Source organism: Lachnospiraceae bacterium, from assembly GCA_025758065.1.
GTDB lineage: Bacteria > Bacillota > Clostridia > Lachnospirales > Lachnospiraceae > Enterocloster.
Genome location: CP107199.1, coordinates 1,558,557 through 1,575,889, shown reverse-complemented (window position 1 = coordinate 1,575,889; position 17,333 = coordinate 1,558,557). Strand labels below are relative to the sequence as shown.

General features: G+C 41.0%; 13 protein-coding genes and 1 pseudogene. 1 reads left to right on the top strand and 13 read right to left on the bottom strand.

The features are described from left to right. Positions 1–6: 6 nt before the first annotated feature. The 13 genes and pseudogenes from OGM16_07205 to OGM16_07145 form a co-directional block, all read right to left on the bottom strand. Positions 7–381: an acyltransferase gene (locus OGM16_07205; GenBank protein ID UYJ48025.1), complete on the bottom strand. Its 375-nt coding sequence runs from the start codon at positions 379–381 to the stop codon at positions 7–9. Positions 382–395: 14 nt separating this feature from the next. Further along, a complete protein-coding gene (locus tag OGM16_07200; protein ID UYJ48024.1) occupies positions 396–1,133 on the bottom strand; it encodes a WecB/TagA/CpsF family glycosyltransferase in 738 nt (245 codons plus the stop codon). Between the two features lie 9 nt (positions 1,134–1,142). Then, a pseudogene (locus OGM16_07195) lies at positions 1,143–1,667 on the bottom strand (SIS domain-containing protein). A gap of 29 nt (positions 1,668–1,696) precedes the next feature. Beyond that, positions 1,697–2,590, bottom strand: coding sequence for a kinase (locus OGM16_07190; GenBank protein ID UYJ48023.1), 894 nt, complete (start codon positions 2,588–2,590; stop codon positions 1,697–1,699). A 520-nt stretch (positions 2,591–3,110) separates the two neighbouring features. Further along, positions 3,111–4,298 (bottom strand): hypothetical protein, encoded by a 1,188-nt coding sequence (locus tag OGM16_07185; protein ID UYJ48022.1) that lies wholly within the window; start codon positions 4,296–4,298, stop codon positions 3,111–3,113. A 16-nt stretch (positions 4,299–4,314) separates the two neighbouring features. Beyond that, positions 4,315–6,063: a glycosyltransferase gene (locus tag OGM16_07180; protein ID UYJ48021.1), complete on the bottom strand. Its 1,749-nt coding sequence runs from the start codon at positions 6,061–6,063 to the stop codon at positions 4,315–4,317. Then, entirely contained in the window at positions 6,063–7,532 is a 1,470-nt protein-coding gene (locus tag OGM16_07175) for an oligosaccharide flippase family protein (protein ID UYJ48020.1), read from the bottom strand. The genes OGM16_07180 and OGM16_07175 overlap by 1 nt, the downstream gene beginning before the upstream one ends. A gap of 11 nt (positions 7,533–7,543) precedes the next feature. Beyond that, the gene (locus OGM16_07170) at positions 7,544–8,461 is read right to left on the bottom strand and encodes a glycosyltransferase (protein UYJ48019.1); all 918 of its coding nucleotides are present in this window, start codon (positions 8,459–8,461) and stop codon (positions 7,544–7,546) included. Between the two features lie 137 nt (positions 8,462–8,598). Beyond that, positions 8,599–9,579, bottom strand: coding sequence for a glycosyltransferase (locus OGM16_07165; GenBank protein UYJ48018.1), 981 nt, complete (start codon positions 9,577–9,579; stop codon positions 8,599–8,601). Then, positions 9,560–10,837 (bottom strand): glycosyltransferase family 4 protein, encoded by a 1,278-nt coding sequence (locus OGM16_07160; protein ID UYJ48017.1) that lies wholly within the window; start codon positions 10,835–10,837, stop codon positions 9,560–9,562. The genes OGM16_07165 and OGM16_07160 overlap by 20 nt, the downstream gene beginning before the upstream one ends. Further along, on the bottom strand, positions 10,837–12,075 hold the full coding sequence (locus tag OGM16_07155) for a hypothetical protein (GenBank protein ID UYJ48016.1): 1,239 nt from the start codon (positions 12,073–12,075) through the stop codon (positions 10,837–10,839). The genes OGM16_07160 and OGM16_07155 overlap by 1 nt, the downstream gene beginning before the upstream one ends. Further along, entirely contained in the window at positions 12,059–13,489 is a 1,431-nt protein-coding gene (locus tag OGM16_07150) for a sugar transferase (protein UYJ48015.1), read from the bottom strand. The genes OGM16_07155 and OGM16_07150 overlap by 17 nt, the downstream gene beginning before the upstream one ends. 148 nt (positions 13,490–13,637) lie before the next feature. Then, the gene (locus OGM16_07145) at positions 13,638–15,245 is read right to left on the bottom strand and encodes an O-antigen ligase family protein (protein UYJ48014.1); all 1,608 of its coding nucleotides are present in this window, start codon (positions 15,243–15,245) and stop codon (positions 13,638–13,640) included. Positions 15,246–15,492: 247 nt separating this feature from the next. Between OGM16_07145 and OGM16_07140 the strand changes: the two genes are divergently transcribed. Continuing rightward, positions 15,493–17,298 (top strand): argininosuccinate lyase, encoded by a 1,806-nt coding sequence (locus OGM16_07140; GenBank protein ID UYJ48013.1) that lies wholly within the window; start codon positions 15,493–15,495, stop codon positions 17,296–17,298. The last annotated feature ends 35 nt before the right edge of the window (positions 17,299–17,333 follow it).

The following is a 17,333-nucleotide window of genomic DNA, read 5'->3' as shown; positions in this document are numbered from 1 at the left end:
CAGTTTTCATAATAAATTTGGCTGGTACACCCCCCAGATTTCTCCGCTCGGGATATCTTTTGTCACGCTACTATTGGTAGCAACAATCACATTATCGCCAATATTTATGCCAGGTAAAATAATACTACCAGCTCCTATAAAAACATTATTTCCTATCTTAACTTTCCCAATTTTTGCCCTTTTTAAAAACTTTCCCATTGATGCGTCATGACCCAATATATATACATTTTTAGCTAATGTTACATTATCACCACACGAAATCAAATGGCAAAAGGCAGAATCAATATTTGCACCTTTTTCTATATCAAAATTGTTTCCATGCTTAAAACCTTTATGCTCAAGTTTTTTTAAGTAAAGCTGTGTCATCAAATTTCCAAACATACAATGCTTCCTTTTTATCGATATTTCCTAATAAGTCCTATAATTTTAACATCATCGACTAAATATCTTTTTAACAATCTTTGGGGGTCCTGCGTTACTCTATATAACCATTCAAGTCCATGATTACTCATCCATTTTGGAGCTCGCTTCAAATTTCCAGCAATAAAGTCAACAGTGGCCCCTGCACAAATAGAAATTTTAGCATCATAATTTTTATAATTTTCATATATCCATTTTTCCTGTTTGGGACACCCAAAGCATGCTATGAGTAAATCTGGATGAGCAGTTGAAATCATTTTATTTATCTTTTCAAGTTCTGTTATATCCTTTTCAAACCCAAATGGAGGTGCATAGGTTCCAACAATTTTAATATCTCTATGCTCCTTTTCAAGATTGTCTTTAGCTCTCTCAGCTATCCCATCTTTACCACCAATAATAAATATTGAGTAGCCTTTTGTGGCAGCCACTTTGCATAGTTCAGGCACGAGATCTGACCCAGATATTCTTGCCTTAATTGGTCGCTTATGCCATTTTGAAATCCACACTAAAGGCTGACCATCAACCAGTACCATATCAGCCTCATCGACAACCTTTTTTAAATATTCATCATTTTCTATTTTCATTACCACATCAGCGTTAATAGCCACCACATATGATTTCTTATTAGTAGCAATCATATCCTCAATGGCATGGACGGTCTCATCCATACTGACATTATTCACATATGTATTCAATAAAGGCTGTTTTTCCATACGATTTATTTACTCTCCCAAAAATCTATCTTCAAGCATCAAACACAAACAATGATAAACAGGAAGATGTAACTCCTGTATCATGTAGGTTTCTTTTTCCGGTACTTTAATAGCAACATCGGCAACTATTGCAAGTTCTCCACCTTTTGTGCCTGTTAAGCCTATTACTTTAAGCCCCAATGCTCTTGCCACAACGGTAGCTAACATTACATTTTTACTATTACCAGATGTTGAAATTCCAAGGAATACATCTCTAGGTCTACCAAATCCATATAATTGCTGTGCAAATACTCCAAGGCTATCAACATCGTTGATATATGCTGTGGTTAATGCTTCATGTGCTAAAAGAGGAATCGCCATAAGTCCTCGTTCAAGGTTTTTTGAAAGGTTTTCGCCTCTTTCTTTATCAATTGCTTTTAACTTATCTGCAAAATCCGTTGAAACAGGTCGAAGAATTTTAAATCTCTTCATCAGCTCCCCGGCTATATGTTCTGAATTTGCTGCAGAACCACCGTTTCCAGCTATTAAAAGCTTGTGATATTATTCAATCCTACAATTTTCTACTATTCTTCATAAGGTTCTGGTGTGTAATGAATAACCTGAGTACCAGCATCTTCAAATCTAAATGGTATATACATTAAATCACTCATAGCCTCTTTAACTAGCTTTTGATTTTCCGGTTGAACATAAAACAGTAAAAATCCTCCTCCGCCAGCGCCTAGAAGTTTGCCCCCAAGAGCCCCCGCTTTCATTCCCTTATCGTACAATTCGTCAATACTTCCGGTGCTGATACTTGAACCAGTACCTTTTTTCAATTTCCATGTAGTATCAAGAAGTCTTCCAAAATCATCTAAATCTCTATCTTTATTTACAAGAACTTGCTCTGCTTCATTTACAAGTTCATACATTTGCTTAAGCTTTTTTCTTTCTGGATTTATAATTATTGGTCTTACTTCATATCCATCAGCGTTAAATTCTATTCTATTAAACCCACCGAAAGAAGCTGCTATCTGGTCTTGCCAACCGCCAGCTTCATTACATAAAACTCTTTCAAGATATATTGCTTCATCTGCAAGTTTTCTCTTATCAGCATATTTTCCTTTAAGTGCATAGAAGGCATTTAACATACCTATAGCAAATGAAGACGATGTACCAAGTCCAGAGCGGGCAGGAAGATCGGCCTCATATGTTAACCTAATTTCATGCATATCAAGCATCTTCATAGCTTCTCGAATAGCTGGATGCTGAATATCTTTTACATCAGTAACCCTTTCAGTTTTTGAATAAGATAGCTCTGTGGAATAATCAAAAAAACGAGGAAGGTGCCTTATATTTACATAGCAATACTTATCAAAAGTAGTCGAAATAACTGCTCCACCGTTTTCTTTAAAGTAATCTTCCATATCGGTGCCACCACCAAAAAAACTCATTCTAAATGGCGTCTTTGTTATAATCATACTATCTTATCCTCCCTCACTCGCATCAAAATGAATTTTGACATATACCTTCACATTCATTTATTTCTGACTTTTGAATATATTTGAGACATGCGTAAAGAATTGATAAGATAAAACAAAACCGATAATCGCACCCAACAGCAATTACCGGCTTCATTCCCTAAAACCATTTTACTCTTAAATTTTTGCATCAAATATCTAGGTCAAATCCCACCCCTTAACTCCAAATAATTGCTATTATTTGGACCTGATGGTAAGCACCGTTTCTTTGCCTCAAATATGACCACAGATACAAATGATCTGTGCGTTTTTTCAGAGTTTACTATAACACGTCCCATTTAAAACTTCAATAGATTAATACAATCTTAAGAGTTATTGTTATTGGAAATACTGGATTTAAATGGATACTATTTATTTTTACCTCACCGAAATAGCTTCTTTAGGTATTTTCTATAACATAGCCTGAACAACTTTATTACCGTTCAAGTTGGTATTTCTTAGTTTTGAAAAACAAAAAACTCTAACAGGAATATTTTGTTTTCTCATTTCCGCTGCTCTTCTCTCCAGCCTGACCATCATGAATATACGAATATGCCATTAAAAAACAATTATAACCAATCCAGGTCAGCTGGGGATCAAAGGTACTGTGTACTACAAATAAAACAAATACCAGAAGAAAATAAGTATCTTTTCTGATGGCAATAAAGATTCCCATAAGGATCAATCCTGCTAAAATCAATGCAAGGATTATTGGTCCAAAATTTAGGAGACTCTGCATATAGGAAGAATCTACATAATTGTATGCTATCCCTTCTCCCGGTTCTCCACCTACCCACTGGATCTTTTGCCCAAAAAGTTTAATGCCAAAGTTTACATATCCGCTTTTTCCCAAAGCTATTCTTCCACTTAATAATCCATTTAATTTTTTCATCCATTGTACGGATTCAGCATACTTAACTGAAATGCTTATAATACCAGCAGATAAAATCGGCACGATCCCTACTGCAATCACTGAATATATCCTTTTATAAATTCTTAAATACGGAATATATTTTAAAACAATTACTCCAATAATTGCCAGCATTCCCAGAATAAATGAGTTTTTAGTATCAGTTTTAATAAAGAAATATAAGCTTCCTGCCAGCATTGCAGCTAATTCAATCCATGTGATCTTATTCTTTCTCCAATATACCCACATAAGGATCATATAAAAGAATAAATTGCTTCCTTCTGTTGTATACTGAAATCCTAAGCTGTCCCGGACTCGTTTGCCGCCTTCTTGTACATAGATCCTGTTCTCCAGTATCCCCCCATAGCAGCTCCCAATTACAAATAGCACTGCCCCAAGATGCACCCAAAGTGACCATTTTATGATATCCTGAAAATCCACATCATGAGCTGCGACTATAAATACCCAGTAGATCAGCAGATTTTTATCTTTTGTTACATAGGCACTGACCAAGAATAATGTTCCCACTATAACGATCAATGCCAGTTCTTTTTTAGAATATCCCTTCTCCAGAAAATCCAGTATAATCTTTGCGCATATCAGTCCATATGCAATAAACCGTACTACAGGGAAAAATATTTTCATACTGTCCATTTCCCCGTATTTAGATGCAAAAAGGATAACCGATACCAGATAAATCCCATATGCAAAAAGGAACATCCATTTTTTCTTTTCTTTATCTATATATATTCCAGTCATGATCATTCTCTGCTCCTTATTTCCATTTTGCTTTCCATTCTTCTTTCTGTTTTACTTTCCGTTCTGTTTTCGGTTCTGCCTTCAATTCTTCCTTCTCTCTCTCATTCTCATCTAATCCCAGATACTTCTCCCAGGCTTCTTTCGTAGTATACTTCCCTATATCTCTCCTGTATTCTTTTGCTGCTTTTCTATATTTAAACAGCAGGCAGCACAGTGCTTCCAGAATGTAGCCCATACAGATGATGGTCTGGATCAGGTCTTTTTTTACCAGGATGGCTCTTTCTGATTGTTTATCCCAGATGACTACCTCATCGTGTTTCTGATAATCTTTAATGGGATCACCTGCTTTGACAAGTGGTACCGGGCCTTCCCGGAACTCATCTATATAGCTCAGTTTATCCGCCAGTTTAGCTAACTCTGTGTTCATTTCTTCCGGGTTCAGCTCCCAGATCCATTTAGGTCCTTTTAAGAAATCCAGGACACCTTCACAGGTAAGCTTCGTGTCTTTATACCGGTATCTGAGAAGCATTCCCGCCATCTTACGGATGGTATGTTTCATTATCAGGAACAGTGAATTCTTCTGTAATACCATTTCTATCAGAAAGTTCCTCATGTCATAGTAGGACATGATGCCGGGCATGGCACCTCGCACATCCCGGTGCCAGACACAGATGCCATTTAAGAATGTGATACCCACATCCCGGTTTCGTATTCCATATTCAATATCATCGTGGTGTACGAAGAACTGGAATGGAAGATTGTCTTCTCTTACTACGTTCAGGGAATAGCAGCAGCACCACCAGCCTGAATACAGCTTATGCTCGTTGGCTGCTTCAAGGACGAAATGATCAACTCCACTTTCATAATAAGTCAGATCAAAGTTGTAGTACTGGTTTGGTGTGGTTTTTCCCTTTTCCCACCACTCACCTGCGCTGAAGCTGTACCTCTGGTTTTCCTGGCGCAGAAGTGTTCCGCCTACAGTCATGTCCTTCCACTCTTCTTTTAAAACAGTTAAAAAGCCGTAAAGCCGCACCAGAAGGTCCGGCTGTATGATTGCATCATCATCCATAAGGAGAACATGGCTGTATCCCTCTTTTTCTTTGCGGTTCATGATCTCTATCATCCCTCTGGTAAAGCCCCCGGCGCCTCCGGCGTTCATATTTTGGATGATATCTATCTTATCCTTCATCTTTGCTGCCAGTTCGTTGACTCTCCTGCCATTGCACAGGCTTCTTCCATTATCGATCAGGAAGATATGGCTGTGGTGTGATACCTCCAGCTCAGGCTGAGTGAAGATATTTTCGTAAAGTCTCCTGAGGTTCTGGAAAACATAGCCTTCTCTTTTGTAAGTACAGATATCAATTCCTATATTTACTTTCCGGAAGGATTTTTCATCGACCTCGCCCCAGTACATGCCTTCCAGCACCCATTTTAACCGGTCTTCCACGATCAGTGCAAAGGCAAATACTCCATCATTATATTTATCATATGGAAATGGAACCACGTATTCTTTTTCATTTTCTCCATCCAGTTCTATTTCCTGTATGTCGTCTTTGTCATGCATCAGGATAAGCTTTTTGAAGCCTCTTAACCGGATTTTTAAACTGATTCCTGTAAGATTCGTATATTTTTTCCGCTTTGCGATATAAATAAGATTAAAGTAACCATTAAATGTGAGTCTTCCAAAAGCATCATGATAATACATGTCCGTAATACCACATATGTTATCCTGCTGCAGTAATACACTTTGCAGTTGAACTTCCATTATTCCTCTCGCTCCTTTTGTTTCAATCGTTTTGCGGCTGTACGCAGCAGTTCCATCAGGATCCGTTCTTTCATCCCAAGAAGCAGGATCCCATAAATACTGAAGAATACACTAAAGCAGATCACCAGCACCGGAAATACCGGCATATTCAGCTTATTTTTGATAAATATCATAGCTGCGCCGGACAGAGCCGCTGCCGGTAATATCTTCCACACTTCTACCTTCTTAATGATCTCCCATGCCATATTTTTAAGTGCTGCTGCCTGCACCACAAGGACTACTGCCTCTGCCACCAGCGTTCCAAATGCAGCTCCCGAAGCCCCATATCTGGGGATAAAAACAGCATTCAGGATAATATCAGCCACAGCTCCTGCACATTCCGAATACAGAACGATCGTTTCTTTTCCCAGTGGGACCAGCATCTGGACACCAAAAACATTACTGGCGCCTATAAGGATCAGCGTAGGCATGATGATGCACATGGGGATCACGGACGGAAGGTACGCATTCCCTGATAAAAGAAGAATACACTGTTTTGCCATAATAGTAAAGCTGACAGTAAGAGGAATTGACAGAACTGCCACAAATTCCAGTGCTTTACCGGATACAGTACGGAATTCCCGTTCCATTTTCATTTCCACATAATAGGAGGTTCGCGGAAGAAGGACTGCGCCTAGAGAAGTAACGATATTTACAAGAATGACCTTTATTTTGATCGCCACATCATAATATCCCACTTCTGTATTATCCCGCATAAATCCAAGCATGGTGATATCCAGATTGGAATAAATGGTGATCGCCACAGACATGGCAAAGAAGATAAATACCGGCTTTAAATGGCGGCGGAAATGATAGTCCTTAAAACGTTTGAATATAATATGTTTCCGCAGGTTAAAAAGATTAAATACCCCGTATCCGGTATTGGCAAGAACTGTGATCCCGGCATATTTTACGTAATCTTCTTTTGTATGCACCATCAGAAACATGCAGATCACTGCAAGTACCTTAAACGCCAGTGACCGCATGGTAATATACGTATAACATTCCAGAGCCTTGTAGACCCATTCCATGGCAATAAGATTTAAAAACAGTGACAAGCTGCATACTAACAGCAATATCCGCTCTGCCTTAAATCGCGGGACGCAGATAAGAGCCACTGCCAGTGCCGCATATGCAAGCAGCGTCATGATCCCATTGATCATCCAGATTTCCTGGGCTGTTTTTGACATCTGCTCTTTATCATCCCGCACCTGGGCACAGGCACGTATTCCATAAGTAGGTATGCCCAGCATGGCAAACATGGAAAAATAATTGATCACGGAGTTTGCAAAGGCGATCTTTCCGTTTCCTTCCGGCAGGAGAACACGGGTAATATAGGGAAATGTGATCAGCGGAAATACAAAGGCAGATGTGGTCAGAAGCATGTTCATGACCAGATTGAATTTTATGGATTTCTCTTTTTTCTCCATACTTTTCTTCCTTATTCTCCCGGTTTCCATCCTGGTCTATATACAGGATGAAGGCCAAATTTCTGCTGTCTGGCATTCTTAAAGGCTTCTTCCAGAATGTTCAGTTCCAGCTTTTTGTGCCCTGTCATATGATTTAAGAAGATCTTTACCCGGATCTTCAGACAGAAATAGTCGTAGCAGACTCCGGAGAAATGTTTCCGGTAGGTATCGATCATATTCCGGTAGGAATAATACAGCTTCCAGTTAATGCCGCTTCCTTCTTCTCCTACATCATGATAGGCTACAATACCCGGCACTCCTATAATCTTTCCTGTTTTTCTCATGCGGATCCCATGCTCCAGATCATCCCAGTAAATAAAGTAGTCTTTATTAGGCAGTCCGGCTTCTAAAAGCTTTTTCTTATTCATAATGGTGCCTACATAAGTAAAGCTTCCCATTTCAAACTCTTTTTTCTCATACATTTCTGCAGGAATAGATGCTTCACAGATACGGATCCCTTTTTTGTAATAATATTTTCCGTGATTGATATCCATTTTCCCGTTTTTGATAACTTTTCCGCAGATTGCTGATATTTTATCCAGATCCGGCTGTTCTTCCAGGTAATCGGATGCCTGCTTTAATGCATCATCTTTTAAATAGGCATCGTCATCAGATACCCAGATCCAGTCAGCCTCCTGCTCCATAGCCCTTTTTATACCGGCATAGAAGCCGCCGCTTCCGCCCATATTGCTTTCCATGGTCAGAATGATCTTTTTAAAGCCTGCATCTTCCTTTTGCCACTGCCGCAGATACTGCGCAGTTCCATCTGTGCTGGCATTATCTGCCACGATCACATAAGCCGGGAGATACAGCTGTTTTTCAAAGCTTTCCAGAGCCTTTTTCAGCTTATCCAGACGATTATATGTAACAACCACTGCGCCTATCTTCATCTTCTTATTCTCCATTCCTATTTTTATGTCTATTTTTATTTTATATCTATGTACTCCTAAAACCTTTCTTGTACATCCTTTCGTAAATAACCGTACTGATCGCCCAGGATGCGGATCTGAGTGTGCAGCCATTTTTTCTACTCCAGACCATGCTCCTTTAAATATGCGAAATACCTCTGGGGATCGATCACTTTTCCTCTTTTATTCTCAAGTCCGTCTTTTACAGCTTTGATGATCAGCTGGCTGCGGAGCCTGTGATAACCTTTTAATTTGCTCTTTACAATGATCGCCATCAGTCTCGCTGTCAGCAGGCCGAAGCTAAACCACCGCACCAGCTTATTTTCCTGAAATTCCCGGATCATAAAGTACTGGTTCCGGTTGCAGTAGTATTCTTTCCACCAGCCGGCCGGTGTCATATTGGCATCCAGTACCGGTGCATCCTGATGGTCGATCACAGCATCCCGGATCAGGTACAGCTTATGTTTTCCTGAAACACGCCTGGTGTATTCGGAATCATCTCCGTAAATGAAAAGACTGCCATCTGCTATTCCCAGTTCATCTACTACCTTTCCCGGAAATAACGGACCTACAAATGCATTTGCATCTTCTTCTGTCACTGCCTTTAACTGATCTGCATCCCGCACCACCGGGCTGTTTTTCATCATGAACCTGGACAGTTTTTTATGATGGAACAGCTGATAATGCTTCAGGTCGATCCCGTAGATAAGTGGGCAAAGTCCCCCGGCATCAGGAAGTTCTTTTCCTGTATCCAATAAAGTTTCCAGGCAGTCTTTTCTTGGATAAGCATCATCATCCATCAGCCAGTACCAGTCAGGAGACAGCTTTTTCGCCTCTCTCATACCTGCCTCAAAGCCACCTGCCCCGCCTCTGTTCTCATCTAAAAAAAGCAGCTTTATCTTATGGCTTTTTGCTGCGATCTTCCTTATCTTTTCCTGTTCTTCTTCACAGCTGTGATTATCAGCAATGATAATATGATCTATCGGACGGGTCTGGTTTAAAAGGGCATCTATGCATTTTTCCAGTGTCCTGGTCCGGTTGTAAGTAACTGTTATGGCTGCAACTGTTTCCTGTCTGCTTTTATTGTTTTCCATCTCCATATACTTGTGCCAATATCCTTTCGCTGGTCTTCCAGCTGAAATGTTCTTTGATATAGTTCCGGCTTTCCATAGCCCTGAGGCTCCGTTTTTCAGGATCATTTAGATATTCTACGATCTGTTTTTCGTATTCTTCATCTGTTTCTGCCGGAATGATCACCTGGTAATCCTCATCAATGCCTTCAGCGCCCACGTTTCCTGTAATGACTGCTGTTCCCAGTGCAAGGCTTCTTAAAACCTTTAGTTTAATACCGGCACCCAGAGTCAGTGGAAATACTGCCAGTGCTGCTGTCTTTAAATATATATCCACATCTTCTACAAATCCCGTTACATGGATCCACTGGTTTTCTTTCTGCTTCAGCTTTTCCGGCGGCCTGTTTCCTACGATATATATCTGCAGCTGGGGGATCTGCTTCTTTACCCATTCTGCAATGGTGATAAGACGCATTGCAGCCTGATAATTTTCATCTCTGCCCATTTGTCCCAGAAAGCACAAGGTATATGGCTGTGTTCCTGTTTCCGGATCTGCGGCTTTTATCCCTTTGCTTTTGGTCATTCTACTCTCTGCCACTTGATTCCCAGTCACCTGATCCTCAGCTGCTTCATTCTCTGCCACGTCATTCCTGATCACGTCGTCTTCGATCCCATAATAAGGATTCAGTACCTGACAGTTTTGTACATGATACTTTTCTTCGATCAGCCGCTTATCCTTCTGGTTAAAAGTAAAAACCCGGTCTGCTTTTTTACAGTATTTTCCTTCTTTTTCCAACACCCGGCCTAACTGAAATCCCAGATACGCCTTTTTAAGCCCATGACTGTCTCCCACTTTCCGTTCATAGGACTGTGCCGTCATGTCATGCTCTGTTATATTAAACTTCAGATCCGGAAAAAGCCTGCGTATCCACAGATATTGTCCCATAGATGCATATTCTGCATGGATAGCATGGATCTTATATTTTTTCACCAGACAGATCAGCTTCCATGCGAACCTGAAAGAGCTTCTGGCTGCAAAGTAGTTTGGCATCCACGGTTCCAGGGTCACATGGACCATACGGGTAAATTTATTGATCTTTACGCTGTGATAATGGTCATCTTCTGCATATTCTTTTTTAAGACCTGCATCAAATTCAGATGCCTCAAAGGTAAGCACATATACCTGATGCCATTTTTGTAATGTTTCTATCTCCTTTCCCATACACACACCGCCTGCGTGGTTGGCTTTTGTGGACGGGAAATAGGGGGATATATGAAGGATATTCATTATTTCGGGCCTCCTTCTAACAATGGGAATACTCTCTCACGGATCACATTTTCTGCAGCTTCCTGTGTGAAAAGCTTCATATACAGGCTCTGCATCTTGTATTTTATCGCTTTGATCCTGCCACTTTGAGCCAGTGCCAGCAGCTCCTGGGCACATTTTAAAGCTGCATCCGGCCGGTAATTGATCCCGATCTGCTCCTGCTTTACCAACTCCCATGTATCACCGGGAATATTATTTACCAGTGGGAGACCATAGCAGAAATAGTCAATGGATTTCATGGTCAGTCCTACACATACCCCCGGCTTCATCATATTGATCCCAAACATGCATCTGGAGAAGATCTCTGCTTTGACTGCTTCTTCATACACTGCACCGTAAAATTCTGCCTTAATGCCCTTGCTTTTTAACTTTTCCTCAAAAAGCCCTCTGTTTTCCCCATCTCCAACTACATGTAAGAATACCGGTGTCATTTTTCCGGTTATTTCCAGGAAATTTACGATCCCGTCTATATCTATAATGTTATTAATAGAACCAAGATAGGCAAAATGGATGACTGCCGGGGTACTTACACCCACATTTATATCCGCATTTTCTGAGGCAGTTTGGGATTCTGGCACCGGCACTTGGTTTTCCGGCGCTTCATTTTCCGGTGCTTCCATCTTCCAGCCCTCCGGCACTTCTTTTGGCCAGTAGACAACGGCTGTTTTCTCCTGCTTGGCATTTATAAACTTTTGAAAATAATGGCATTCTGTAATGACCAGATCTGCCGCTTTTAAATGATCATCCCGCAGCCGCCGCCAGCACTGGAAGGGCCACAGCTTCTGAAGCTTTTTTCCACCCAGGGATTCCGGCCACAGATCTAAAATATCAAACACAAGGACCGCCCTATTCATTTTCCTCTTTATTCTGTCCCCTGCAGCTGCCAGGGAATTTGCCGGAAGGATCATATAAACCATATCTGCCTGTTCTTTTTCCAGGATTTTTTCCGCTTTTCTGGCAAAATCATACTGGGAATACAGACGCCTTACAGAAAGATTCTTCCTGTAAGGCACCGTGTCAATGTACATATGGTCAGGTGCACTCCGCACCTTTTTTACTTTCTCTCTGTGGATAAAATCCGTTTCCACCCATAAAACCTGGGCGCCCTGTTGTTTAAACAGCTCTCCCACCCATTCTGCTCTTGGCTCATAGCTGGAAGAATTGGTAACAACTACTACTTTTTTACCTGCTCCATTCATCTTCTTCCTCTGCCTGGATCTGCTCTTTGATCCTGCGCTGCTCTTCCTCTGCTGTCTGCTGTTCCATTGCTGCAGATACCTCATCAGAAAATCCTTCTGTGCTTTCTTTCTCAAACAGGATCTTTATTGTCTTAAACAGGATCTCAATATCCAGTAATACAGAATAATTCTGGATATACATCAGATCCATTTTCAGTTTATCATAGGCTGTTGTATTATATTTTCCATACACCTGGGCATATCCCGTAAGACCACCCTTTACCTTCATACGGTAAGCAAACTCCGGGATACTCTCTGAATACAGGTGCACATGCTCCACCCGCTCCGGTCTCGGACCTACCAGGCTCATTTCCCCTTTCAGGATATTTAGCAGCTGGGGAAGCTCGTCAATACGCAGCTTGCGGATAATATTACCTACAGGTGTGATCCTTGGATCCCGCTCTGTAGCAGGTACGGAAGCACCATTTTTTTCCGCATCTACGATCATGCTGCGGAATTTGCAAATGGAAAATACCTTCCCATCCTTTGTACAGCGTTCCTGATAAAAAAATACAGGACCGCCGTCATGCATTTTAATAGCTGCTGCCGTCACAAGAAAAACCGGGGACGTGATCACCAGCATAACAGCTGAAACAAAAATATCCATGGCGCGCTTGATAAATGCCTGCTCAATGGAAAGTCCGTCATTCCTGGATAATAGTAATGGCGTATCAAAATAATGCATACTCTCTGCACTTCTGATGATAATATCCGAGATCTTCGGCGTACTGTATACACGAAGAGACTTTCCGTAACAGAACTTCAGCAGCTCGTTTCTCATTTTAGAAGGGATATCGCAGATCACTACTCCCTCATACTGAAGCAGTTTTTCTTTTAATTCTTCTGTTACAGTCTGGATTTTTACCACTTCACCGATCTCAAAACAGTCTTCACGGCTGTTGAGCTTATTCATAAGAGCCGCCACCGGGCGTTCCCCATATATCATGATCACCTTTCTGGGCGGATACAGCTTCCTGTAGATTCCATTTGCCAGATATCCCCAGATACAGATGATCACAAACTGCCCTGCTGTCATAAGGACCAACGGCATTACTGTTTTAAAATGCTTTACAAGGAGCACGATGGGAATATAGGAAACTGCATTGGCGCAGATGGTTGCCAGTGTGTGGGTATAGATCAGTTCCCCATTTCTGAAATATCCCAGGCGCAGGCTGCCATACATGGAGCTGGATACATACAGCATCACAGCATACACAGCTGCCAGAAAATAATGCCCCATCCTCTGATATGGCATTTCCATGTGCTCATTATAACAATGGATCCATACCTGCATAAAGATCCAGGACTGAATTCCGATCAGAAGCACACCTGCCAGAAACCGGATCAGGCGTTTATACTTTTCATAATTATTCACTTGAAACTATTACCTTTCTATCTGGTATTTAACCTTTGTACAGTATATCATTGAATCCCCCCAAACGCAAGAAAACCCTGTATTATCCAGTTGTCCGGATATGGACAAAATGGGATAATACAGAGCTTTCAAAATATTCTCTACGATTTTACTTTTCATCCCGGCAGGCAGCCAGTCCCATTGCCATCAATGTAAACAGGACCGGTGCTACAATAGGTACACTGATATTTACCAAAGCCTGGGCCCCATAGCAGATCACTGCCATGGCAATGGAAAGTACCACCGGATTTTCTTTACCTTTACGGATAAGACGGGCAAGTACAGTCACAAGCAGGCTGATGTATGCGATCATTCCCACAATACCGATCGTTACCAGATACTGAAGATATTCATTGTGGACGCTGTCGAATTTTTCATTATAGCGTCCTACCATTTCATCAAAATATCCCTGAACTGTTATGATACCAAAGGTATCTGGTCCATATCCAAACAATTTGTGAAGGATGGGGAATTTCTGGTAAATACGTATTGCCAGATGCCAGATATAGCCTCTGTGGGTTCCCCAGTCATCATTAAATAAAAGATATTTGCGAAGAGAACCATATTTTTCCACATTACCTGCAATATTCACATCATACAATACTTTTCCCAGTCCTGAAAATACGACGATCACCACAGCCAGCCAGATCCATCTTCCCAGATTGCTTTCTTTTGCATTTTTCAGCACATTACACTCCGCAAAATACAATCCAATCCCAAGGATCCAGAGAACCACTGTGATCACCGGAAGTCCTTTAAAATCCGTAATAACATTAAACAATCCATTAATCGCTAATACGTGTTCCGGGAACTTATCCACAGTAAATCCGATTCCAATAAACTCTGTACACACAATTGCAAGGATAACCACATAGTTACGCACACCTCTTACACTGTTAAACAAAACAAACGGAAGAAGTCCTAATAATGCCAGAAGTGTCAGATATGCATTATCGCTGATACCTGTGATAAGGGCAAACAGTGAGATCACAACACATACTGTATACCAGACTTTTCTTTTTGCCTCTTTTTCTACGGTAAACAGAACCGTGCTGACACCTACTACCAATGCCAGATATGAGGTATACGTATTAATATTTCCAATGGTTGATGTAAAATCCACATAGTCCAGATAATTCAGATCATTCTTGAACCCAATGGGATCAAATTCAAAGTAATGAAGAATACCGATGAGACACACGATCATTCCTGTTCCCAGAAAAACATCCAGATACCACTTTTTAAATTCCAGCTTCCTTGCTATGATAAAAAAGCTGATGGTATACAGCATGATCATGAACAGGCCTACAAATCTCCCCTCATTGCCCCAGAAAGACTCGTATACGTATTCTGACTGCAAAGTAGAGATGGCTGAGGCCAGTAAAAATGCCAGCATAGCCCATTCTGCTACAGTTAAAGATTTAAGCGATAAATTGCTTTTTAAGCCTTTCAGCAATGCTCCATCGCACCACTTTCTGTCCCTGTTCCAGAATATAACAGCCATGATCACATAAATAACTGCCGCTGCGATCACCACGCCGCAGTAATACCAGTATTTCACCTGAAGGATATTAAAATAATAATCCTGAAAAACAAGGGGCAGACCCACCATGATCAATACTGCCAGCACCGCCGCCAGTCTGGAACTTGCCTTGTTCCAGGAAGCGCGCACCTCTCCCTGCAATGTTTCCATCATTGTTTTCTGTTCTTTTGCCATATGTCCGATCTCTTTCTTTTATCTTTTATAGATTTATTTGTTTCTGACTGCACTTATTACTGCAGCTGCTATTAGTCAGTATAGCATTTTGGCCTTTTATACGCAACTTTATAACACGTTTTTTCCTCCTTTATCATTCCCCTCTCCCAACCTCACGATACTTTTCCTTATCGGAAGTATAATCTACTCGTAATGCAATAAGGAATTTCAAAAAGTATTTCAAAAATCAAAGGAGAGTGCATTCATTATGAAGAAGCAGACAAAATTAGTTGCTGTATTATCAACAGCAGCACTGCTTGCTATCGGTGCATCCATGACATCTTTCGCAGCTACAGGCTGGGCAGAAGAAGACGGAACATGGGTATACTATGATAGAAACGGTGACAAAGTAACAGATAAGTGGGCAAAATCTGGTAATAACTGGTATTACTTAGATAACAACGGCGAGATGGCAGTAGATACCCTGATCGAAGATGGCGACAACTACTACTATGTTGATGTTGACGGTGTTATGGCAGCTAACCAGTGGGTAGCTATTGATAACGAAGATGCTGGCGATGATGACGAGCCAGAGCATTACTGGTATTACTTCCAGGCTAATGGTAAAGCTTTAAAGCAGGGCGATTCTGATAAGGTTTCTTTAAAAACCGTTAACGGTAAGAAGTATGCATTCGATGACGAAGGCAAGATGCTGTACGGTTGGGTAGATGGGAATAATGCAGAGCGTATCGAAAATACCGATGGTGCTGCATTTAAGGAAGCAACCTATTACTTCGGTGGCGAAGATGACGGCGCTATGACTACTGGTTGGTTATTAGCAGATGTTACATATGACGAAGCTACCAATGATGATTATAAGTATACCGCAGCTGCATTTAACGATGATGAAGATCAGACTCGTTGGTTCTACTTCAAATCTAATGGTAAGATGGTCAAGGCTGATAACGGCGAAAGAACCAAAGATAAAACTATCAATGGTAAGAAGTACGCATTTGATGAGTACGGCGCTATGGTAGCTGAGTGGTCTCTGGATGAAGGCGATGAGAAGATCGCTTCTAAGTCTGAAGAGAGAGCAAAAGCTTCTGTTGGTGCAGCAACCACTTCTAATGCTTGGAGCGGTGCTGGAAACTATGCTAAGTATACTCAGGCATGGAGATACTTCAACTCTGTTGAAGATGGTTCTCGTGTAAGCAAGGGCTGGTTCAAGGTAGTTGCAGCTGAAATGCTGAACAAGGGCAAATATGATGATGATGAAGATGCTTGGTACTACGCAGATGGCAGCGGTAAGCTGTACGCTGGTGAGTTCAAAACCATCAAAGGCAAAAAATATGCATTCCGTAATGATGGCCGTATGATTAGTGGTCTGAAGTTCATCAAGGTAGGTAACCACGACTTAGTTGATGTTGTAGCTGATGATGATGATAACCATTCCTTTGAAGACGAAGATGCTTTCTTAGCTGAAGCTTATACATATTTCGAAGGCAATGGATATAAGTGCTACTACTTCGGAAACGGTGAAGATGGCGCTATGAGAACTGGTAAGACTTCTTTAACTTTCGATGGTGAGAATACTAACTTCTACTTCGAGAAGTCCGGCGGTAAGAAGGGTGCCGGTGTAACTGGCGAGAAGGACAACAAGCTGTATCAGTCTGGTATGCTGTTAAAGGCAAATTCCGATGACAAGTACACTGTTGTTGATAAGGAAACTCATATTAATGTCGATGGTTCTAAGTATTATACCTACACCAAGTTAGCTGACGCTGAGGCATTCATGAAGAGCGTTAAGGTTAATGGTGGTAAGGCTGATAATGCATTAGCAACGGTTAAGGATCCTGCCGAGAAGGTAAAAATTGGAAATAATTCTGAGAAGAAGGCTGAAGACTTAAGCGAAGCTTATACCATCGACTTAAAGAATGTTGTAAATCATGAGTACGTTCTGGTTAATACCTCTGGTAAGGTAATTGACAGCAAGGGCAAGAACAAAGATGGCAGCGATTACTATTATGTAACCGACACCAACGGAACTATCACCAATATTTATGTTGAGGACTAATCCATATTATCTTTGATAAATTTGCGATAATTAAA